Here is a 20,661-nt window from a genome sequence, read left to right on the forward strand (position 1 = left end):
CCGGACCGGCCCGCTCACCAGCGGCCGCGGTGCACGACCTCGTCGACACCGCGCCGGCCCCGCCGCAGCGACGGCGACCGGCGGTCCTCGCCGCCCGGGTAGCCGACGGAGAGGCAGCCGACCGGGCGGTACTCCCGGGGCACCCCGAACGCCGTCCGGAAGGCGTCGACCCGCTCGGCCGGGATGCCGAAGAAGCAGGCGCCCAGCCCCTCGTCGACCGCCGTCAGGAGCACCAGCAGGCTCGCCATCCCGGCGTCGACGTCCCAGTACGGCACCGGCCAGCGGGCCTCGTCCCGGTCGGTCCAGCCCTTGTCCGGCTCCGCGTAGCGGTCGAGGTAGGCGCTCTTGTTGGCCAGCGGCACGATCAGCAGCGGAGCCCGGCGCATGCGGGTCAGCCAGGGATCCGGGGGCCCGCCGGAGGTGGTCGCCGACCAGAAGCGGTCCCGCTCCTCGGGCGACTCCAGGACCAGGAACGCCCAGCCCTGGCTGAAGCCGGCCGAGGGCGCCCGGATGGCGTGCTCGAGCAGCCTCTCCCGCACCTCGGGCGGCACCGGGCGGTCGGCGTCGTAGTCGCGCACCATGCGGCGACGGCGGACGACGTCAGCGAACTCCACGGCAGCGCTCCACGGCCCCAGCCTGCCGCACGGCCGGCGCCGGGAGGTCAGGCGCTCCGGCCGAGCCGGGCCAGCGCCCGCGTCCGCCGGTCGGCGTCCGCGGGCACGTCGAGTGCCGGGCGGCAGATGCCGTCCATGTGCAGGGCGGGGCCGAAGCCGTCCGCGCCGGTCTCGATCCGGTCCAGCTCCTCGTCGGTGAGGGCGGCGTCGGCACCGACGGCGCGGGCGACGTCCCAGCGGTGCACGACCATGTCCCACACGTAGAACTGCTCGAAGGCGGCGCCGACCGTGGTGGGCCCGAAGAAGCCGTCGAACTCCCGGGCGGGCACGGCCTCGTCGGACAGCGCCCCGGCCACCCGGTCGGCGTGCTCGCGCCAGGCGGCGGCCGGATCGGCGGCGACGTCCGGCGCCTCGCCCAGGTCGACGCCGTGCGTGGTGAGGAACTGCCGCTGGGTCTCGACCAGGTGCCCCACGACGTCGGCGGCGGTCCAGCCCTCGCACGGGGAGGGCCGGGACCAGCCGTCCGGGGGCACGGCGTCGAGCAGCGCGGTGAGGGGACGGTCGGCGGACGCGAAACTCGCGGCGGGAGAAGACATGCCCCGCACCGTAGGAGCGTGCGGCAGGCTCGGTCTTGATGAAACCCGACAGCCCCGGTGGGGCGATGGACCACGTCGAGCGCGCGCACCTCAAGGAGCCCGGCGACGCCTCGCACGTCATCCACCGGTACGCCGCCGAGACCGAGTTCGCCGGCCTGCTCCAGCGGTTCTGGATCCCGGTCTGGTCGGTGCCCCCGGGCCGGGAGGCGCCGCAACGGGTGCTGCAGTACCCGGTGGCGCTGCTGGTCGTCGCCCCCGACTACGCCCGGTTCTACGGCGTCGTCTCCGGGCTGTCGGAGACGACGCTGACCGGCGACGGCTGGGCGGTGGGCGTCATGTGCGCACCGGCCGCGGGCGCGCTGGTCGCCGGCGGGCCGATGAGCGGGTACACCGACCGGCACGTCGACGTCGCCGAGGTCCTGGGGAACGACGGCGAGCGGCTGACCGCCCGGGTCCGCGCCGCCATGGCGCGGGACCCGCACGCCGCGGAGGCGCACGGCGCGGCGATGGCCGCGTTCGGCGACGCGCTGCGGCCGTTCCTGCCGGTCGACGACGACGGCCGCCTGGTCAACGAGGTGGTGGCGTTCGTCGAGGGCGACCGCGAGGTGGTCCGGGTCGCGCAGGTGTGCGAGCGCTTCGGCCTCTCCGAACGGGCGCTGCAGCGGCTGGTGCACCGCCGCCTCGGGCTGACCCCGAAGTGGCTGATCCAGCGCCGCCGGCTGCAGGAGGCGGCCGAGCGGCTGCGCGGGACCCCGGCGAGCATCGGCGAGGTGGCCGCGGTGCTCGGCTACGCCGACCAGGCGCACTTCACCCGCGACTTCGCCCGGGTGACCGCCATGACCCCCGGCCGGTTCGCCGCCCGGCACGCGGCCGGGAGCTGACGCCGGGCGTCGGATCGCCGGTCCCTAGGCTGCACACCGTGCCGAAGCTGCAGCTGCTCCCCGCCGTCGACGTCGCCGACGGCCAGGCCGTCCGTCTCGTGCAGGGGGAGGCCGGGAGCGAGACCTCCTACGGCGACCCCCTCGAGGCCGCGATGCAGTGGCAGCGCGACGGCGCCGAGTGGGTGCACCTGGTCGACCTCGACGCCGCCTTCGGCCGCGGGAGCAACCGCGAGCTGCTGGCCCGCGTCGTGGGCGAGCTCGACGTCGACGTGGAGCTCTCCGGCGGCATCCGGGACGACGAGTCGCTGGCCGCCGCCCTGGCCACCGGCTGCCGCCGGGTGAACCTCGGGACGGCGGCGCTGGAGTCGCCGGAGTGGTGCGCCCGGGCCATCGCCGAGCACGGCGACCGGATCGCCGTCGGCCTCGACGTGCGCGGCACCCGGCTGGCCGCCCGCGGCTGGACCAAGGAGGGCGGGGAGCTCTACGAGACCCTCGCCCGCCTCGACGCCGAGGGCTGCGCCCGCTACGTGGTCACCGACATCACCAAGGACGGCACCCTCAAGGGGCCGAACCTGGAGCTGCTGCGCGAGGTCTGCGCCGCCACGTCGCGCCCGGTGATCGCCTCCGGCGGCGTCAGCTCGCTGGACGACATCCGGGCGCTGGCCGGCCTCGCCGCGACCGGCGTCGAGGGCGCCATCGTCGGCAAGGCCCTCTACGCCGGCCAGTTCACCCTGCCCGAGGCGCTGCGGCTGACCGAGGAGCTCGCGTGAGCGTGCTGCGGTTCGGCTCCGGGGCGCCGTGGGAGGCGGTCGTCGGCTACAGCCGGGTCGTCGTCCGCGGGAACACCGCCTGGGTGAGCGGGACGACGTCGACCGTCGACGGCGTCGTCGCCCACCCCGGGGACGCCGCCGCGCAGACCCGCCAGGCGCTGGCCACGGTCGAGCGCTCGCTGGAGCGCGCCGGGTTCACCCTCGCCGACGTCGTCCGCACCCGGATGTTCGTCACCGACATCTCCCGCTGGCGGGAGGTCGGCCGGGCGCACGGCGACGTCTTCGGCGACATCCGGCCGGCCACGACGATGGTGCAGGTGGCCGCCCTCATCGATCCGGCGATGCTCGTCGAGATCGAGGCCGACGCGGTTCGCGGGGTGCCGGCGTGAGCCTCGCCGTCCGCGTCATCCCGTGCCTGGACGTCGACGCCGGCCGGGTGGTGAAGGGCGTCAACTTCGTCGACCTGCGCGACGCCGGCGACCCGGTGGAGATGGCCCGGGTCTACGACGCCGAGGGCGCCGACGAGCTCACCTTCCTCGACATCACCGCGAGCTCCGGCGACCGCGCGACCACCTACGACATGGTGAGCCGGACGGCGGAGAGCGTCTTCATCCCGCTGACCGTCGGCGGCGGGGTGCGCAGCCCCGAGGACGTGAACCGGCTGCTGCGCGCGGGCGCGGACAAGGTCGCGGTGAACACCGCCGCGGTGGCCCGGCCCGAGCTGATCGCCGAGATCGCCGACCGGTTCGGCAACCAGGTGCTGGTGCTGTCGCTGGACGCCCGCCGCTGCCGGGACGGCGCGCAGACCGAGTCCGGGTTCGAGATCACCACCCACGGCGGGCGCCGCGGCACCGGTCAGGACGCCGTCGAGTGGTGCATCCGGGCCGCCCAGCTGGGGGCCGGCGAGATCCTGCTGAACTCGATGGACGCCGACGGCACCCGGGCCGGGTTCGACACCGACCTGATCTCCCAGGTGCGGCGCGAGGTCGCCGTGCCGCTGATCGCCAGCGGGGGAGCCGGGGCGGCGGAGCACTTCCCGCCCGCGGTCTCGGCCGGCGCCGACGCGGTCCTGGCCGCGAGCGTCTTCCACTTCGGCGTGCTGCGCATCGGCGACGTGAAGGGCGCCCTCGCGGGCGCCGGCGTCCCGGTGCGGCACGAGGCCGACCACCCGCTCGGGGGCTAGGGCGACAGGCCCGCGAACCAGGCGGCCGTACCGCTGCCCCGGTCGGGCACGTAGGCCACCACCTGCAGGTCGGGGTGGTCGGCCGGCGCCAGCCGGTGCTGCTCGAACTCCAGGGTGCCGGCCGTGGGGTGCACGAACGTGCGCCGGCGCGAGGTGAAGCCCTCGACCGTGAGGTCGCGCCACAGCTCCCGGAACTCCGGGCTGACCTCGCCGAGGCGGGCGATGAGCGCCGACTGCGCCGGAGAGCCGAGCCGCTGACCGGACTCGGCACGGAACTCGGCGACGAAGTGCCGGCTGTCCTCGGCCCAGTCGGGGAGCATCTCGCGCAGGTGCGGGTCGGTGAACACCAACCGGAGCAGGTTCCGGTCGGCGGGCGCGAGGCCGTCGATCCGGGCGTAGAGGGCGGCGTAGGCGGCGTTCCAGCCGACGATCGTCCAGTCGGCGGCGACGGCGAACGCGGGGAACCAGAGGCTGTCCAGCAGCCGCTGGGTGGACGGGGGAGCGGCGTCCGGGACGGGCGCGTCACCGTCCGGGGCGCCGGGCGCGAAGCCCCCGAGCGACAAGAGGTAGCGCAGCTCCGGGCTGGTCAGGCGCAGCACGCGGCCGAGGGCCTCCAGCACCTGCCGGGAGGGGTTGATGTCGCGCCCCTGCTCCAGCCACGTGTACCAGGTGACGCTCACCCCGGCGAAGGCCGAGACCTCCTCCCGCCGCAGGCCGGGGTTGCGCCGGCGGGGCGGGTCCGGCAGGCCGAAGTCCGATCGGGAGAGGACCTGCCGCCGGCTGCGCAGGAACGCGCCGAGCTCGCGGCGCCGGGCCTCCTGGGTCACGCCGCGAACGTAGTACCGCCACTACCAGCACCGGGAGCGTCTACCCGGCCGCCGCCCTGGCGTGGCTGACTTCCCGACATGGCAGAGCTGCGATCGCGAACGGTGACCCACGGGCGCAACATGGCCGGGGCCCGGGCCCTGCTGCGGGCGGCCGGTGTCGACGGCGCCGACATCGGCAAGCCGATCGTCGCCGTGGCGAACAGCTTCACGGAGTTCGTGCCCGGGCACACGCACCTGCAGCCGGTGGGCCGGATCGTCGCCGCCGCCGTCGCCGCGGCGGGCGGCGTGCCCCGGGAGTTCAACACCATCGCGGTCGACGACGGCATCGCCATGGGCCACGGCGGGATGCTCTACTCGCTACCCTCGCGCGACCTGATCGCCGACTCGGTCGAGTACATGGTCACCGCGCACTGCGCCGACGCCCTGGTCTGCGTCTCCAACTGCGACAAGATCACCCCGGGCATGCTCATGGCCGCGCTGCGGCTGGACATCCCCACGGTCTTCGTCTCCGGCGGCCCGATGGAGGGCGGCACCGCCACCCTGGTGGACGGCACCGTGCGCACCGGCCTGAACCTGGTCTCGGCCATCGCCGACTCGGTCAGCTCCTCCGTCTCCGACGCGGACCTCACCCGGATCGAGGAGAACGCCTGCCCGACCTGCGGCTCCTGCTCGGGCATGTTCACCGCCAACTCGATGAACTGCCTGACCGAGGCGCTGGGGCTCGCGCTGCCGGGCAACGGGACCACGCTGGCCACCCACACCGCCCGCCGCGACCTCTTCGAGGCGGCCGGGGCCACGGTCATGGAGCTGGTCCGCGCCCACTACGACCGGGACGACGCCGCGGTGCTGCCGCGGGCGATCGCCGGCCGCGCCGCGTTCGAGAACGCCATGGCCGTGGACGTCGCCATGGGCGGCTCGTCGAACACGATCCTGCACCTGCTGGCCGCGGCCGCCGAGGCCGAGCTGGACTTCACGCTCGACGACGTCGACCGGATCTCGCGGACCACCCCGTGCCTGGCGAAGGTCGCGCCCAACGGCGTCCACCTGGTCGAGGACGTCCACCGCGCCGGAGGCATCCCCGCCATTCTCGGCGAGCTGGACCGGGCCGGCCTGCTGCGCCGCGACGTCCGTTCCGTGCACAGCCCCGACCTGCGCAGCTGGCTCGACGACTGGGACGTCCGGGGCGGGCGGGCGACGCCGGAGGCGGTCGAGCTCTTCTCCGCGGCACCCGGGTGCACGCGGTCGGCGACGGCCTTCTCGCAGTCGGAACGGTGGGAGAGCCTCGACCTCGACCCCGAGGGCGGCTGCATCCGGTCGGGAGCGCACGCCTACACCGCCGACGGCGGGCTCGCCGTGCTCCGCGGCAACCTGTCGGTCGACGGCTGCGTCGTGAAGACCGCGGGCGTGGACGAGTCGATCCTGCGCTTCCGCGGGCCGGCGGTGGTCGTGGAGTCCCAGGAGGACGCCGTCGACGCCGTCCTGACCGGCCGGGTGCGCGCCGGCGACGTCGTCGTCGTCCGCTACGAGGGGCCGCGGGGCGGACCGGGCATGCAGGAGATGCTGTACCCGACCGCGTTCCTGAAGGGGCGCGGCCTCGGCGCGGCCTGCGCGCTGGTCACCGACGGCCGCTTCTCCGGCGGGACGTCCGGCCTGTCGATCGGGCACGTCTCCCCGGAGGCGGCGGCGGGTGGGGTGATCGCCCTGGTGCGCGACGGCGATCCGGTCACCATCGACGTCCCGGGGCGGAGCATCCGGCTGGAGGTCGGCGAGGAGGAGCTCGCGGCCCGGCGGGCGGCGGTCGAGGCCGCCGGGGGCTACCGCCCGAGGGACCGGCGCCGCCCGGTGTCCACCGCGCTGCGGGCCTACGCCGCCTTCGCCCAGTCCGCGGACAAGGGCGCCGTCCGGCTCGTCCCGTGACCCGGCGACCGGCGCCTGGCTAGCCGACCTCGACGCGGGCGACGTCGCGCCGGCCGGAGGCCCACAGCATCAGCTCCAGCGGCTCGCCGGTGACCGTGCGCCCGCCGGCGCCGAGGCGCTTCTCCGCCCCGTCGGCGTCGCTGCGGCGCAGCACCAGGCCGCGGCGGCCGGCGGCGCGGCGCGCGTAGAGCGCCAGCCCGGCCCACAGCTGGTCCTGCTCCTCGCGGCGGAGGGCCCGCGGCGCCCAGCCGGCCTGGGCCCGGCGGACGTCCTCGTGGTGGATGGCGAACTCCGAGACGTTGAACGCCTTCGCAGCGGCCGGGAGGGCCATCGGCGACCACGACGGCGGCCCGCTGCGCACCCGGTCGACCACCTCGGCGTACGGCGTGGAGTCGCGCAGCCGGTCCTCCAGCCGGTGGGACCACCAGGCCAGCCGCTCGCCACCGGGGAGCATCTCCAGGCCGTAGCCGGGGAGGGCGTCGGGGCGTCGGTCGCGGACGGCCAGGTGCGCGGCGAGGTGGGCGGTGGTCCAGCCCTCGCAGCAGGTCGGTGCGTCGGGACCGAGCTCGTCCAGCAGATCGGCGAGCGCCGCGCGCTCGCGGTCCGGCAGGGGAAGGGAAGAGGCGCTCACCTCGCGAAGTTACCGAGGAAGCCCCGCCGGCGAAACCCGGCCTGGGCGGACCGGGCGCGATCGCTTAGCCCTCCTAACGACCGCGTGGCATGCTGGTCGCAGCTACGAACCCCGAGGAGCTCCGTGTCCCGCCGCCGAGACGCCGTCGTGCGCCGCGGGCTCCGCCACATCGGCCGGGCCGTCCGCGAGCAGCCGCGCATGTTCACCCTGGCGTTCCTGGCCAGCAGCCTCTACGGGGCGATGACGGTGGCCAGCGCGTACGTCATCGGCGAGATCACCGACCGGGTGCTGCTGCCCGCCTTCGACGAGGGCGCCACCACCGCGGCCGCGCTCACCCTCGCCGCCGTCGCCATCGTCGGCGTCGCCCTGCTGAAGATCGTCGGCATCCTCGGCCGCCGGCTGTTCGCCGGTGTCATGAGCTACCGGCTGCAGGCGGAGTACCGCCGCCGCGTCACCGGCCAGTACCTCCGGCTCCCGCTGTCCTGGCACCAGCGGCACCCGACCGGGCAGCTGCTCTCCAACGCCAACTCCGACGTCGAGTCGGCCTGGTTCTTCGTCGCGCCGCTGCCGTTCGCCTGCGGCGCGCTGGTGATGATCGCGATCACCAGCGTGGCGCTGGTGCTCACCGACCCGCTGCTCGCCCTCGTCGGCCTGGTCGTCTTCCCGCTGGTCTTCGCCGCCAACGTCGTCTACTCGCAGGTGATGAGCCCCCGGATGCAGCGGGCGCAGCAGCTGCGGGCCGAGGTCAGCGAGATCGCGCACGAGAGCTTCGACGCCGCCCTCGTCGTGAAGACGCTCGGCCGCGAGGACACCGAGACCGGGCGCTTCACCGCGCGGGCCGAGGAGCTGCGCGACGGGCTGATCGCCGTCGGCCGGGTGCGCGGGCTGTTCGACCCGCTGATGGAGGCGCTGCCCAACCTGGGCACGCTCGCCGTCCTGCTGATCGGCGCCGGCCGGGTCGCCGACGGCGCCACCGACGCCGGCGACCTGGTCTCCATCGCGTACCTGTTCACCCTGCTCGCGCTGCCGATCCGCGCGATCGGCTGGGTGCTGGCCGACCTGCCGCGGGCGCTGGCCGGCTTCGACCGGGTCACCCCGGTGCTCGAGGCGACGGGGGAGACGCCCTACGGGACCGACTCCGCCGTCGCCGCCCCGGGTGGTGCCGGGATCGGCGTGCGCGACGTCGGCTTCACCTTCGACGGGGGGTCCCGCCCGACCCTGCGGGAGGTCACCTTCGACATCCCCGCCGGGCGCACCGTGGCCGTGGTCGGGCCCACCGGCTCGGGCAAGTCGACCCTGGCCGGCCTCCTGGTCCGCCTGGTCGACCCCGCCGACGGCGGCGTGCTGCTCGACGGCGTCGACCTCCGCCGGCTGCGCGAGGGGGAGCTGAGCGGCCAGGCGGCGTTCGTCGCCCAGAGCGCGTTCCTCTTCGACGACACCGTCCGCGGCAACGTCACCCTCGGAGCCCCGTTCTCCGACGACGAGGTGTGGACGGCACTGCGCGTGGCCGCCGCCGACGAGTTCGTCGCCGCGCTGCCCGAGGGCCTGGACACCCGCGTGGGGGAGCGGGGCGCCTCGCTGTCCGGCGGTCAGCGGCAGCGGCTGGCCCTGGCACGTGCCGTGGTCCGCCGTCCCCGGCTGCTGGTGCTGGACGACGCCACGAGCGCGGTGGACCCCGCCGTGGAGGCCCGCATCCTCGACGCCCTGCGCGGCAGCGAGACGCCGACGACGGTCGTGGTCGTGGCCTACCGGCAGGCGACGATCGCGCTCGCCGACGAGGTGGTCTGGCTGGCCGACGGGCGCGCCGTCGCCCGGGGCACCCACGACGAGCTGCTCGCCCAGGTGCCCGGCTACGCCGCCCTCGTGCGCGCCTACTCCCAGGCCGAGGTGCCCGCGTGACCGAGCCGACGCAGCGCACCGAGGGCGCGCTGGCCACCCTCCGCCGCGGGCTGCGGATGATGCCGGAGTTCCGGCGCGGGCTGCCGGTCACCTTCGCCCTGGCCCTGGTCGCCACCGCGGGCCGGGTGGTCGTGCCCGTCGCCGTCCAGCAGGTCATCGACCGCGGGCTGGCCGCCCCGGACGGCGCCGACCTGGAGGTGGTCACCTGGCTGATCGCGGGCTGCGCGGTGGTCGTGGTGCTCACCGCGGTGGCGGTCTACCGGATGAACGTCCGGCTGTTCCGGACGACGGAGACGGCGCTGGCCAACCTGCGCGCCCGCGCCTTCCGGCACGTGCACGACCTGTCGGTGCTGCACCAGCAGGGCGAGCGCCGCGGCTCGCTGGTCTCCCGGGTGACCAGCGACGTCGACCAGCTGTCGGTGTTCATGCAGTGGGGCGGCGTCCTGGGCCTGGTCAGCGTGGGCCAGCTGCTCGTGGCCACCGTGGTCATGGCCGTCTACTCCTGGCAGCTGACCGTGCTGGTGCTGGTCTGCTTCGTGCCGCTGGTGTTCGCCGTCCGCTGGTTCGCCCAGCGGCTCGTGCGGGTCTACGGCGTGGTCCGGGAGCGCGTCGGCGACGTGCTCGCCGCGGTCGCCGAGTCGGTGGTCGGGGCGCCCACCGTGCGCGCCTACGGCGTGCGCGGCCGCACCGCCGCCCGGCTGGACGCCGCCATCGACCGGCACTACCGCGCCCAGGTGGACGCGCAGAAGGTGACCGCCGCCGTGTTCGTCAGCGGCGAGTTCGTCGCGGCGCTGGCCAACGCCGCCGTGGTCGTCGTCGGGGTGCTGCTCGGCCTGGCCGGGGACATCACCGCCGGGACCCTCGTGGCGTTCCTCTTCCTGGTCACCCTCTTCGTCGCCCCCGTGCAGACCGCCAGCGAGGTGCTCAACGAGGCGCAGAACGCCGTCGCCGGCTTCCGGCGGGTGCTCGACGTGGTGGACACCGAGCCCGACGTGCGCGACCCCGCCGTCGCCACCCCCGACCGGGTGCGCACGCTGCCGGAGGGGCCGCTCGGCGTCCGCTTCGACGCCGTCACCTTCCGCTACGCGCCGGGCGCGCGGGCCGCGCTGGACGACGTCGACCTCACCATCGCGCCGCGCACGCGGGTGGCGATCGTGGGGGAGACCGGCTCGGGGAAGACGACCTTCGCCAAGCTGGTCACCCGGCTCATGGACCCGGTCGCCGGCCGGGTGCTGCTCGGCTCGGATGCGGGCGGGTGGGTGCCGCTGGCCGACGTCGCGTTCGCCTCGCTGCGCGCGCGGGTGGTGATGGTGCCGCAGGACGGCTTCCTGTTCGACGCGACCGTCGCCGCCAACGTCCGCTACGGCCGGCCCGGCATGACCGACGCCGACGTCGTGGCCGCGTTCGACGACCTCGGCCTCGGCGGCTGGCTCGCCGGGCTGCCCGACGGCGTCGCCACCGCGGTCGGCCAGCGCGGGGAGTCGCTGTCGGCCGGCGAGCGGCAGCTGGTCGCCGTCGCGCGGGCCTACGTCGCCGACCCCGACCTGCTGGTGCTCGACGAGGCGACCAGCGCCGTCGACCCCGCCACCGAGCAGCGGCTGACCCGGGCCCTGGACACGCTGACCGCCGGCCGCACCACGCTGACGATCGCGCACCGGCTCTCGACCGCCGAGCGGGCCGACGAGGTGCTGGTGGTCGACGCCGGCCACGTCGTGCAGCGCGGCACGCACGCGGAGCTGGTGGACGCCGACGGCCCCTACGCCCGGCTGCACGCCTCCTGGCGCCGCTCGTCGGCGGGCGAGCCCGAGCCCGTCGCCTGACCGGGCGGTCGGCCGTCCGGCGGTGCCGCGCCGGCAGCGGGGCGGCGTGGCCGGCCCTGCTCCTGCTCGGGCCCGGCCTGACCGGGGTGGCCGCGCTCGGCAACTCGCCCGTCAGGGGGGACGCGCGGCGCCGGGCGTGCCCGCTAGCGTCGCCGGTGTGAGCGTGCGCACCGACAGCTTCGAGGCCGACGTCGTCGTGGTGGGGGGCGGGCTGGCCGGCCTGGTCGCCACCGCCGAGCTGGCCGACGCCGGCAAGCGGGTGATCCTGGTCGACCAGGAGCCCGAGGCGTCCCTGGGCGGGCAGGCGTGGTGGTCCTTCGGCGGGCTATTCCTCGTCGACTCGCCGGAGCAGCGCCGGCTGCGGGTGCACGACTCGCTGGAGCTCGCCCGGCAGGACTGGTTCGGCACCGCCGGCTTCGACCGCGACAGCGACCACTGGCCGCGGCAGTGGGCCGAGGCCTACCTGCAGTTCGCCGCCGGGGAGAAGCGGGCCTGGCTCAAGGAGCAGGGCATCGGGTTCTTCCCGGTCGTCGGCTGGGCCGAGCGCGGCGGCTACACCGCCACCGGGCACGGCAACTCGGTGCCGCGGTTCCACATCGTGTGGGGCACCGGACCGGGGATCGTCGCCCCGTTCGAGCGCCGGGTCCGCGCCGCGGCCGAGGCCGGGCTGGTGCAGCTGCGCTTCCGGCACCGGGTGTCGGAGCTGGTGGTCACCGACGGGGCCGTGACCGGCGTGCGCGGCGCCGTCCTCGAGTCGAGCGACGCCGCCCGCGGCGAGGCGAGCTCCCGCAACGAGGTCGGGGAGTTCGAGTTCGCCGCGCAGGCCGTCGTCGTCACCTCAGGGGGGATCGGCGGCAACCACGACCTGGTCCGCGAGAACTGGCCGGCCCGGCTGGGGCCCGCGCCGCGGCGGCTGCTCTCCGGCGTCCCGGCGCACGTCGACGGGCTCATGCAGCAGGCCACCGTGGCCGCGGGTGCCAGCATGGTCAACGGCGACCGGATGTGGCACTACACCGAGGGCATCGCCAACCACTCGCCGGTGTGGGCCCTGCACGGCATCCGCATCCTGCCCGGCCCGTCGTCGATGTGGCTGGACGCCACCGGGCAGCGGCTGCCCGTGCCGCTGTTCCCCGGTTTCGACACCCTCGGCACGCTCGCCCACATCGGGCAGACCGGTCACGAGCACACCTGGTTCGTGGCCACCCAGAAGATCGTGGAGAAGGAGTTCGCGCTCTCGGGCTCCGAGCAGAACCCCGACCTCACCGGCAAGGACGTCAAGCTCCTGCTCAACCGGGTCAAGGCCGGGGTGTCCGCGCCGGTCCAGGCGTTCCTGGACAAGGGCGAGGACTTCGTCGTCGCCCGCACCCTGCCCGAGCTCGTCGCCGGGATGAACCGCATCACCGGGGGCGCGCCGGAGCTCGACCTCGCCCAGGTTGAGCGGGAGATCGTGGCCCGCGACCGGGAGATCGCCCACCCGTTCACCAAGGACCTGCAGGTCACCGCCATCCGGGGCGCGCGCAGCTACCTCGGCGACAAGCTCATCCGGGTCGCCCCGCCGCACCGCATCCTCGACCCCGAGGCCGGCCCGCTGATCGCCGTCCGGCTCAACCTCATCACCCGCAAGAGCCTCGGGGGCCTGGAGACCGACCTGTCCGGCCGCGTGCTGCGCCCCGGCGGCGAGGTGTTCCCGGGGTTGTACGCCGCCGGTGAGGTCGCCGGCTTCGGCGGCGGCGGCGTGCACGGCTACCGGTCGCTGGAGGGCACCTTCCTCGGCGGCTGCCTGTTCTCCGGCCGGGTCGCGGGCCGGGCCCTCGCGGCCGCGCTGTGAGCGGGGAGTTCCGCGGGAGCGGCCGGGTGACACGGTGAGCGCACCGCGCGATCCCTGGTCGGACCCGGCGACGCCGACGGAGCAGGGACCGGCCTACACCGGGCCGCCGCCCACCGCCCCGCCCCACGGCTACGGGGCGCCGCCACCGTACGGTCCGCCGCCGCCCTGGGGCTACGGTCCGCCGCCGTCCTACGGCTACCCGGCTCCCTATCCCGGTGCGCCGTACCCGGGCGGGCCGTACCCGGGTGGGCCCCGGCCGGACCGCCGGCCCGGCCAGGTCATCGGGGCGGCGGTGCTGACCTTCGTCCAGGCGCTGCTGGTGCTCATCGCCTCGCTGTACGTGTGGTTCTTCGCCTCCCTCGCGGAGCTCGCGATCGAGGAGAGCCCGACCGCCGCGCCCACCCAGGCCTACGAGTTCGCCCGCGAGGGCGGCGTGCTGTCGATCGTGCAGCTGGTGTCGGTGGCGCTGCTGGTGGGCGCCGGCATCCTGGCCCTGGTCCGGCGCACCCGGGTCGCCTGGCTGGTCCTGCTGGCCGCGCACGGCGCGCAGCTGGCGCTGACCGTGTACTGGTGGGCCCAGCTGGGGGACCTGCTCGGCCCGGCCGCCGCCGGCCAGGACCTCGGCGGGGTGGTGGCGGCGTTCAGCTTCTTCTTCGCCGCCGCTCCGCTGGTCGCGCTCGGCCTGGTGCTGTTCGGCGGCGGGCGGTACTGGTTCACCGGCCCGCAGGGCTGACCTGCGCGCACGGCACACTGGCGGGCATGTCCGCCAGGAAGCCACCTCCTCCGGCGCTGGCCCCCGAGGTCGCCGCGCTGCTGCGCCGCGATCCCGGCGGGCTGGTCGCCGCCGTCGTCCAGCAGCACGACACCCTCGAGGTGCTCATGCTGGCCTGGATGGACGACGAGGCGCTGCGCCGCACCCTGACCTCCGGCCGGGCCACGTACTGGTCGCGCAGCCGGCAGGAGTACTGGGTGAAGGGCGAGACCTCGGGCCACCGGCAGTGGGTGCGCGACGTCCGGGTCGACTGCGACGGGGACGCGCTGCTGGTGCTCGTCGACCAGGAGGGAGCCGCCTGCCACACCGGCGAGCGCAGCTGCTTCCACCGGGAGCTGCCCGCCGTGCAGGGGGCCCGGTCGTGACGTTCGGCGTCACCTCGCCCTCGCGGGAGGAGTTCGTGGCGCTGGTCGCGGCGGTCGTCCCGGTCACCCGGCGGCTGCTGGCCGACGGCGAGACCGCCGTGGGGATCTACCGGAAGCTGGCCGGCAACCGGCCCGGCACGGTGCTCCTGGAGTCGGCCGAGCAGGGCAAGCGGTGGGCGCGGTACAGCTTCGTGGGCGTCCGCAGCGCGGGCGTGCTCACCGAGCGTGACGGCCGCACCCAGTGGCTGGGGGAGCAGGTTCCCGGGCTCACCGACGACCTCCCGGGCGACCCGCTGGAGGCCGTCCGCGTCCTGGCGCGCCGGCTGCGGTCCCCCCGCACGCCCGGGCTCCCCCCGCTGACCGGTGGCCTGGTCGGCTACCTCGGCTACGACGTGGTGCGCCGCCTGGAGCGGCTGCCGGAGACCAGCGTCGACGACCTGGGCATGCCGGAGCTGGCGATGATGCTGGTCACCGACCTGGCAGTGCTGGACCACAGCGACGGCTCGGTGCTGCTCATCGCCAACGCCCTGCGGGGCGCCGGCGGGGGAGCGGGCGGGTACGACGACGCCGTCGCCCGGCTGGACGAGATGGCCGCCGCGCTCGTGCGGCCGGCCGCCCCGGCGGTCGCCGTGTTCGAGCCCGCGGACGTGTCGCCGGCGGTGCGCAGCAACCTGGCGCCCGGGGTGTTCCAGGACGGTGTGGAGCGGGTGCGCGAGCACATCCGGGCCGGCGACGCCTTCCAGGTGGTGCTGGCGCAGCGGTTCGAGGTCACGACCGACGTCGACGCCCTGGACCTGTACCGGGTGCTCCGGGCGACCAACCCCTCGCCCTACATGTACCTGCTGCGCTTCGCCGGGCGGGAGTCCCCGTTCGACGTCGTCGGCTCGTCGCCGGAGGCGCTGGTGACGGTGACCGGCTCCTCGGCGGTCGTGCACCCGCCCGCCGGCACCCGGCCGCGCGGCGCGACGCCCGAGGAGGACGTGCGCCTGGCCGAGGGGCTGCTGGCCGACCCCAAGGAGCGGGCCGAGCACGTCATGCTCGTCGACCTCGCACGCAACGACCTGGGGCGGGTCTGCGTCCCCGGCAGCGTGGAGGTGCCCGACTTCATGCGCGTCGAGCACTACAGCCACGTCATGCACCTGGTCTCCACGGTCGTCGGCGAGGTCACCGCCGGCTGCGACGCCCTGGACGTCTTCGACGCCACGTTCCCGGCGGGCACCGTCTCCGGGGCGCCCAAGCCCAGCGCGATGACGATCATCGAGACCCTCGAGCCGACCCGGCGGGCGCTGTACGCGGGCACCGTCGGCTACGTCGACGCCAGCGGTGACATGGACATGGCGATCGCCATCCGCACCGCCGTCCTGCACCAGGGGCGCGCCTACGTGCAGGCCGGCGCCGGCGTCGTGGCCGACAGCGACGCCGCGACCGAGGAGGCCGAGACCCGGCACAAGGCCCGCGCGGTGCTGTCGGCGATCGCGACCGCGGAGGGGCTGCGGGAGTTGTCCGCGGGGGCCGGGTGACGGCGCCCGAGGGGGCGGCGGCCCCCGCCGGCCGGGCCCGGCGGGAGCTCGCGTCCGTCGTCGCGGGCGCGGTCCTGGCCGGCGCGCTGGCGCTGTCGGCCGCGGGTCAGCGCTGGGCCGACGTGACCGCCGAGCGCCGGGCGCCGCTGCCCCCGGTGTCGGGAACGCTGACCGGCGGCGACGCCGCACCGCTGGTCACCGCCGCCGGCCTGGTCCTCCTGGCCGCCGCGGTGGCGCTGCTGGCCGTGCGCGGCGCGGGCCGGGCGGTCGTCGGCCTGCTGATGGCGGCCGCCGGCGGCGCCCTGCTGTGGTCGGGCATCCGGGTCCTCACCGGCGGGGTGGCCGATGCCGCCGCGGACCTGCCCGGCGTGGGCGGCACCAGCGTGACCGGCACGACCGTCGACGTGTCGGCGGCCTGGCCGGTGCTCGCGGTCGTCGCCGGCGTGCTGGCGGTCGCCGCCGGCCTCCTGGCCGCGCTGCGCGGCGGCTCCTGGCCGGCGATGGGCCGGCGCTACGAGCGCACCCCCGGGACGGCGCCGGCCCGGTCCACCGAGGAGCGCGCCGACGACGCGTGGAAGGCGCTCGACCGGGGCGAGGACCCGACCGAGCCGCCGCCGGCGCCCCGGACCGGGCCCGCCGCATAGCGGAACCGGCCGGAGCCGCCCCGGCTCCCCCCGGGCCGGGAGGCGTCCGGCCCGCCTCTAGAGTGGGTCCACCCATCCGCCCGGGATCGACGTAGGAGGCAGTGGCGCCGATGCGCAACCACCTGACCTCGGCCGAGGCTGCGGCCACGCCGTGAACGTGCTCGACGAGATCGTCGCCGGTGTCCGTGCCGACCTCGCCGTCCGCGAGGCGGCCACGCCGCTGGACGAGGTGAAGGCCGCCGCGCAGGCGGCCCGGCCGGCGCTCGACGCGCTGGCGGCCCTCAAGGCCCCCGGGGTGGGCGTCATCGCCGAGGTCAAGCGCCGCAGCCCGAGCAAGGGCGATCTGGCCGACATCGCCGACCCCGCGCGGCTGGCCCAGCAGTACGCCGCCGGCGGGGCGCGGGTCATCTCCGTGCTGACGGAGCGGCGCCGCTTCGGGGGCTCGCACGCCGACCTGGCCGCCGTCCGCGCCGTCGTCGACGTCCCGGTGCTGTGCAAGGACTTCATCGTCAGCAGCTACCAGGTGCACGAGGCGCGGGCGCACGGCGCCGACGTCGTCCTGCTGATCGTGGCGGCGCTGGAGCAGAACGTGCTCACCGGCCTGCTCGAGCGCGTCGAGTCCCTCGGCATGACGGCCCTGGTCGAGGTGCACACCGAGGCCGAGGCCGACCGCGCGATGGAGGCCGGGGCGTCGGTCATCGGCGTGAACGCCCGCGACCTGACCACGCTGCAGGTCGACCGCTCGACCTTCGAGAAGATCGCACCGGGCCTGCCGTCCGAGGTCGTCAAGGTCGCCGAGTCCGGTGTCCGCGGCCCGCACGACCTGATCAGCTACGCCGGCGCCGGGGCCGACGCCGTCCTCGTGGGGGAGGGCCTGGTCACCGCCGGCGACCCTCGCCAGGCGGTCGCCGACCTGGTCACCGCCGGCGCCCACCCGGCCACCCCGCGCACCACCCGCTGAGGCCGGGCCACCCCTCCGCCGGTCGCACCGCCGGGCGCGGGACACTGGACGCATGACGACGACCAGCCCCCCGCAGCCCGGAGATCTCTCCCTCCCGGCGCGCCCGGGCTGGCCCGACCGGACGGGGCACTTCGGGATCTTCGGCGGCCGGTTCGTCCCGGAGGCGCTGATCGCGGCGCTCGACGAGCTGACCGAGGCCTACGAGGCCATGCGCGTCGACCCGGCGTTCCTCGCCGAGTTCGCCCGCCTGCAGCGGGACTACACCGGCCGGCCCAGCCCGGTCACCGAGGTGCCGAAGTTCGCCGAGCACTGCGGGGGCGCCCGGGTGCTGCTCAAGCGCGAGGATCTCAACCACACCGGCTCGCACAAGATCAACAACGTGCTGGGCCAGGCGCTGCTGACCAAGCGCATCGGCAAGACGCGGGTCATCGCCGAGACCGGCGCCGGCCAGCACGGCGTGGCGACGGCGACCGCCGCGGCGCTCATGGGGCTGTCCTGCACCGTCTACATGGGCGAGGAGGACACCCGGCGCCAGGCGCTGAACGTCGCCCGCATGCGGCTGCTCGGCGCCGAGGTCGTCCCCGTCACCACCGGCTCGCGCACCCTCAAGGACGCCATCAACGAGGCCTTCCGCGACTGGGTGACCAACGTGGAGACCACCAACTACGTCTTCGGCACCGTTGCCGGCCCGCACCCGTTCCCGGCCATGGTCCGCGACTTCCAGCGGGTCATCGGCGACGAGGCCCGCGCGCAGGTGCTCGAGCGGGAGGGCCGGCTGCCCGACGCCGTCCTGGCCTGCGTCGGCGGGGGGTCGAACGCCATCGGCATCTTCACGGCCTTCGTCCCCGACGACGGCGTCCGGCTGATCGGCCTGGAGGCCGGCGGCGACGGCGTGGACACCGGCCGGCACGCGGCCACCATCACCGGGGGCACCCCCGGCGTGCTGCACGGCGCCCGCTCGTACCTGCTGCAGGACGACAACGGCCAGACCGTCGAGTCGCACTCGATCAGCGCCGGCCTGGACTACCCGGGCGTCGGCCCGGAGCACTCCTACCTGCACGACATCGGCCGGGCCGAGTACCGCCCGATCACCGACGCCGAGGCCATGGAGGCCTTCGCCCTGCTCTGCCGGACCGAGGGCATCATCCCGGCGATCGAGTCCGCGCACGCCCTCGCCGGGGTGATGAGGCTCGGGCAGGAGGTCGGCCCCGATGCGCTGCTGCTGGTGAACCTCTCCGGCCGGGGCGACAAGGACGTCGAGACGGCCTCGCGGTGGTTCGGGCTGGGCGACCGCGAGGAGGTCGACCCCGGTCCGGGGCTCGACACCGACCAGCAGCCCACCGAGGGCGCGGTCAGCAACGACGAGGTGGTCGCCGGACCCGACGCAGGAGAAGAACTGTGAGCATGCTCGCCGACCGCATCACCGCCGCTCGGGCCGAGGGGCGGGCGGCGCTGATCGCCTACCTGCCCGTGGGCTATCCCGACGTCGAGGGCTCGATCGAGGCCATGGTGGCCGCCGTCGAGGCCGGGGCCGACGTCATCGAGATCGGCGTCCCCTACAGCGACCCGGGCATGGACGGGCCGGTCATCCAGGAGGCCGTCGACGTCGCCGTGCGGGCGGGCGTCGGACTGCGCGACGTGCTGCGCGCCGTGCGCGCGGTGGCCGAAGCCGGCGCCGTGCCGGTGGTCATGACCTACTGGAACCCGGTCGAGCGCTACGGCGTCGAGCGGTTCGCCACCGACCTCGCCGCGGCCGGGGGAGCGGGGCTGATCACCCCGGACCTCGTCCCCGAGGAGGCCGGCGAGTGGATCGCCGCCGCGGAGCGTGCCGACCTCGACCGGGTCTTCCTCGTCGCCCCCTCGTCGACCGACGCGCGGCTGCGCTGGACGACCGCGGCGAGCCGGGGCTTCGTGTACGTCGCCTCGACCATGGGCGTGACCGGCACCCGTGCCACCGTGAGCGACGCGGCCCAGACACTGGTGACCCGCACCCGGGAGGCGCGCCCGGACATCGCGCTCTGCGTGGGGCTCGGTGTCTCGAACGGCGCCCAGGCCGCGGAGCTCGCCGCCTTCGCCGACGGGGTCATCGTCGGCTCCGCGTACGTGCGGGAGCTGCTGGAGGGCCGCGGCACCGACGGCGTCCGCGCGCTCACCGCCGACCTGGCCGAGGGCGTGCGCCGGTCGGGCGTGCCCGCATGAGCGTGCTCGCCGCGATCCCGAGCCCCACGCAGGGGGTCTGGGAGCTCGGGCCGCTCCCGATCCGCGCCTACGCGCTGTGCATCGTCGCCGGGATCGTCGCCGCCGTCGTCCTGACCCAGAAGCGGTGGGTGGCCCGGGGCGGCGCCGCCGAGGACGTCCTCGACATCGCCGTCTGGGCGGTGCCCTTCGGCATCGTCGGTGGCCGGCTCTACCACGTGGTCTCCAGCCCGCGGCCGTACTTCGGCGAGGACGGCGACCCGCTGCGCGCCTTCGCCATCTGGGAGGGCGGCCTGGGCATCTGGGGCGCGATCGCGCTCGGTGGCGTGGGGGCCTGGATCGCCTGCCGGCGCCGGGGCATCCCGCTGCCGGCCTTCGCCGACGCACTGGCCCCCGGGCTGCTGGTCGCCCAGGCGATCGGCCGGCTGGGCAACTGGTTCAACAACGAGCTCTACGGCGCGCCCACCGACCTGCCGTGGGCGCTGACGATCTACGAGTGGAGCGGCGGTCGGGCGGTCACCGGCGCCGACGGCGAGCCGGTGGTGCTGGGCACCTTCCACCCGACGTTCCTGTACGAGCTGCTCTGGAACCTGGCCGCGGCCGCGCTGGTCATCTGGGCCGACCGCCGCTTCCGGCTCGGGCACGGCCGCGCCTTCGCGCTGTACGTCGCCGCCTACTGCGCCGGCCGGCTGTGGATCGAGCTGCTGCGCACGGACCCGGCCGAGACGTTCTTCGGCGTCCGGATCAACGTGTTCACCTCGATCGTCGTCGGGCTGCTGGCGGTGGCCTACCTGGTCTGGCAGCGCGGCCGGCCGCGGGAGGTCGTCACCCGCGGGAACGAGGTGGCGGCGGCCGGTCCGGCGGGGCCGGGACGAGGGCAGGACGCCTCCCGGGAGGCGCCCGGCGCCCGCGTGCGTGAGGATGATCACCAGCCGCCGCCTCCCGCCTGAGGAGCAGAACCGCGCAGGTCCGGCCAGGGTTCGCCGATATCGCGCCGTCGCGTCACGGATCGGCTTCGGCCGTGTCAGAGCGGCGTTACGGCTGTGTACCCTTCGGGCTGACTCGCCAGCGATCCTGGCCGGGTCGTAGTGTCGGAACCGGGCCAGCGCTGCCCCGCGGACGACGGCCCACCGGCACCAACCGGTGGGCTCGCGCGCCACGACGGCCGGGGCACCTGCGTCCGGCCGGCATCGCGCTCCGCACGTGCCGCCATCTACGCCGCCCTTGACCTCCGGCC

General features: G+C 75.7%; 20 protein-coding genes. 16 read left to right on the plus strand and 4 right to left on the minus strand.

Going from position 1 to position 20,661, the window contains the following annotated elements:
• Positions 1-14: 14 nt before the first annotated feature.
• Together ACI790_RS15145 and ACI790_RS15150 are read right to left on the minus strand one after the other, a co-directional pair.
• Positions 15-614 (minus strand): nitroreductase family protein, encoded by a 600-nt coding sequence (locus tag ACI790_RS15145; RefSeq protein WP_456570611.1) that lies wholly within the window; start codon positions 612-614, stop codon positions 15-17.
• Positions 615-661: 47 nt separating this feature from the next.
• Entirely contained in the window at positions 662-1,210 is a 549-nt protein-coding gene (locus ACI790_RS15150; RefSeq protein ID WP_456570612.1) for a TIGR03086 family metal-binding protein, read from the minus strand.
• A 38-nt stretch (positions 1,211-1,248) separates the two neighbouring features.
• On the opposite strand from ACI790_RS15150, the gene ACI790_RS15155 reads away from it, so the two are divergent.
• From ACI790_RS15155 to hisF, 4 genes are read left to right on the plus strand one after another with little or no spacing between them, the layout of a single operon-like run.
• Positions 1,249-2,091, plus strand: coding sequence for a helix-turn-helix domain-containing protein (locus tag ACI790_RS15155; RefSeq protein ID WP_456570613.1), 843 nt, complete (start codon positions 1,249-1,251; stop codon positions 2,089-2,091).
• 38 nt (positions 2,092-2,129) lie between these two features.
• Positions 2,130-2,861, plus strand: a complete 732-nt coding sequence (gene priA / locus ACI790_RS15160) for a bifunctional 1-(5-phosphoribosyl)-5-((5-phosphoribosylamino)methylideneamino)imidazole-4-carboxamide isomerase/phosphoribosylanthranilate isomerase PriA (RefSeq protein WP_456570614.1) — start codon at positions 2,130-2,132, stop codon at positions 2,859-2,861.
• Positions 2,858-3,250, plus strand: a complete 393-nt coding sequence (locus tag ACI790_RS15165) for a RidA family protein (protein ID WP_456570615.1) — start codon at positions 2,858-2,860, stop codon at positions 3,248-3,250. Before priA ends, ACI790_RS15165 begins: the two co-directional genes overlap by 4 nt.
• Positions 3,247-4,044 (plus strand): imidazole glycerol phosphate synthase subunit HisF, encoded by a 798-nt coding sequence (hisF, locus tag ACI790_RS15170; RefSeq protein ID WP_456570616.1) that lies wholly within the window; start codon positions 3,247-3,249, stop codon positions 4,042-4,044. The genes ACI790_RS15165 and hisF overlap by 4 nt, the downstream gene beginning before the upstream one ends.
• Here hisF and ACI790_RS15175 read toward each other — a convergent pair.
• Positions 4,041-4,871 carry a helix-turn-helix transcriptional regulator gene (locus ACI790_RS15175; protein WP_456570617.1) on the minus strand — a complete coding sequence of 277 codons (831 nt, stop codon included), beginning with the start codon at positions 4,869-4,871 and terminating at the stop codon, positions 4,041-4,043. The two genes, hisF and ACI790_RS15175, sit on opposite strands and share 4 nt — an antisense overlap.
• A 78-nt stretch (positions 4,872-4,949) precedes the next feature.
• Here ACI790_RS15175 and ilvD point away from each other — a divergent pair, with 78 nt between their 5' ends.
• On the plus strand, positions 4,950-6,788 hold the full coding sequence (ilvD, locus tag ACI790_RS15180; RefSeq protein WP_456570618.1) for a dihydroxy-acid dehydratase: 1,839 nt from the start codon (positions 4,950-4,952) through the stop codon (positions 6,786-6,788).
• Between the two features lie 19 nt (positions 6,789-6,807).
• Here the strand turns inward: ilvD and ACI790_RS15185 are convergent, their stop codons facing one another.
• The gene (locus ACI790_RS15185; RefSeq protein WP_456570619.1) at positions 6,808-7,419 is read right to left on the minus strand and encodes a TIGR03085 family metal-binding protein; all 612 of its coding nucleotides are present in this window, start codon (positions 7,417-7,419) and stop codon (positions 6,808-6,810) included.
• Between the two features lie 123 nt (positions 7,420-7,542).
• Between ACI790_RS15185 and ACI790_RS15190 the strand changes: the two genes are divergently transcribed.
• From ACI790_RS15190 to lgt, 11 genes are all read left to right on the plus strand, one after another.
• Positions 7,543-9,318: an ABC transporter ATP-binding protein gene (locus ACI790_RS15190; RefSeq protein ID WP_456570620.1), complete on the plus strand. Its 1,776-nt coding sequence runs from the start codon at positions 7,543-7,545 to the stop codon at positions 9,316-9,318.
• Positions 9,315-11,138 carry an ABC transporter ATP-binding protein gene (locus ACI790_RS15195; protein ID WP_456570621.1) on the plus strand — a complete coding sequence of 608 codons (1,824 nt, stop codon included), beginning with the start codon at positions 9,315-9,317 and terminating at the stop codon, positions 11,136-11,138. The genes ACI790_RS15190 and ACI790_RS15195 overlap by 4 nt, the downstream gene beginning before the upstream one ends.
• A 157-nt stretch (positions 11,139-11,295) precedes the next feature.
• Positions 11,296-12,966: an FAD-binding dehydrogenase gene (locus tag ACI790_RS15200; RefSeq protein ID WP_456570622.1), complete on the plus strand. Its 1,671-nt coding sequence runs from the start codon at positions 11,296-11,298 to the stop codon at positions 12,964-12,966.
• Positions 12,967-13,000: 34 nt separating this feature from the next.
• The gene (locus ACI790_RS15205; RefSeq protein WP_456570623.1) at positions 13,001-13,699 is read left to right on the plus strand and encodes a hypothetical protein; all 699 of its coding nucleotides are present in this window, start codon (positions 13,001-13,003) and stop codon (positions 13,697-13,699) included.
• Between the two features lie 26 nt (positions 13,700-13,725).
• On the plus strand, positions 13,726-14,103 hold the full coding sequence (hisI, locus tag ACI790_RS15210; RefSeq protein WP_456570624.1) for a phosphoribosyl-AMP cyclohydrolase: 378 nt from the start codon (positions 13,726-13,728) through the stop codon (positions 14,101-14,103).
• Positions 14,100-15,623, plus strand: coding sequence for an anthranilate synthase component I (locus ACI790_RS15215; protein ID WP_456570625.1), 1,524 nt, complete (start codon positions 14,100-14,102; stop codon positions 15,621-15,623). Before hisI ends, ACI790_RS15215 begins: the two co-directional genes overlap by 4 nt.
• Positions 15,620-16,267: a Trp biosynthesis-associated membrane protein gene (locus ACI790_RS15220; protein WP_456570626.1), complete on the plus strand. Its 648-nt coding sequence runs from the start codon at positions 15,620-15,622 to the stop codon at positions 16,265-16,267. Before ACI790_RS15215 ends, ACI790_RS15220 begins: the two co-directional genes overlap by 4 nt.
• Positions 16,268-16,418: 151 nt before the next feature.
• Positions 16,419-17,228 carry an indole-3-glycerol phosphate synthase TrpC gene (gene trpC / locus ACI790_RS15225; RefSeq protein WP_456570627.1) on the plus strand — a complete coding sequence of 270 codons (810 nt, stop codon included), beginning with the start codon at positions 16,419-16,421 and terminating at the stop codon, positions 17,226-17,228.
• A gap of 52 nt (positions 17,229-17,280) precedes the next feature.
• A complete protein-coding gene (gene trpB, locus ACI790_RS15230; RefSeq protein ID WP_456570628.1) occupies positions 17,281-18,630 on the plus strand; it encodes a tryptophan synthase subunit beta in 1,350 nt (449 codons plus the stop codon).
• A 2-nt stretch (positions 18,631-18,632) separates the two neighbouring features.
• The gene (gene trpA / locus ACI790_RS15235) at positions 18,633-19,427 is read left to right on the plus strand and encodes a tryptophan synthase subunit alpha (RefSeq protein ID WP_456570698.1); all 795 of its coding nucleotides are present in this window, start codon (positions 18,633-18,635) and stop codon (positions 19,425-19,427) included.
• Positions 19,424-20,374, plus strand: coding sequence for a prolipoprotein diacylglyceryl transferase (lgt, locus tag ACI790_RS15240; RefSeq protein WP_456570629.1), 951 nt, complete (start codon positions 19,424-19,426; stop codon positions 20,372-20,374). Before trpA ends, lgt begins: the two co-directional genes overlap by 4 nt.
• Positions 20,375-20,661 lie beyond the last annotated feature (287 nt).

The organism is Blastococcus sp. SYSU DS0539, from assembly GCF_054050855.1.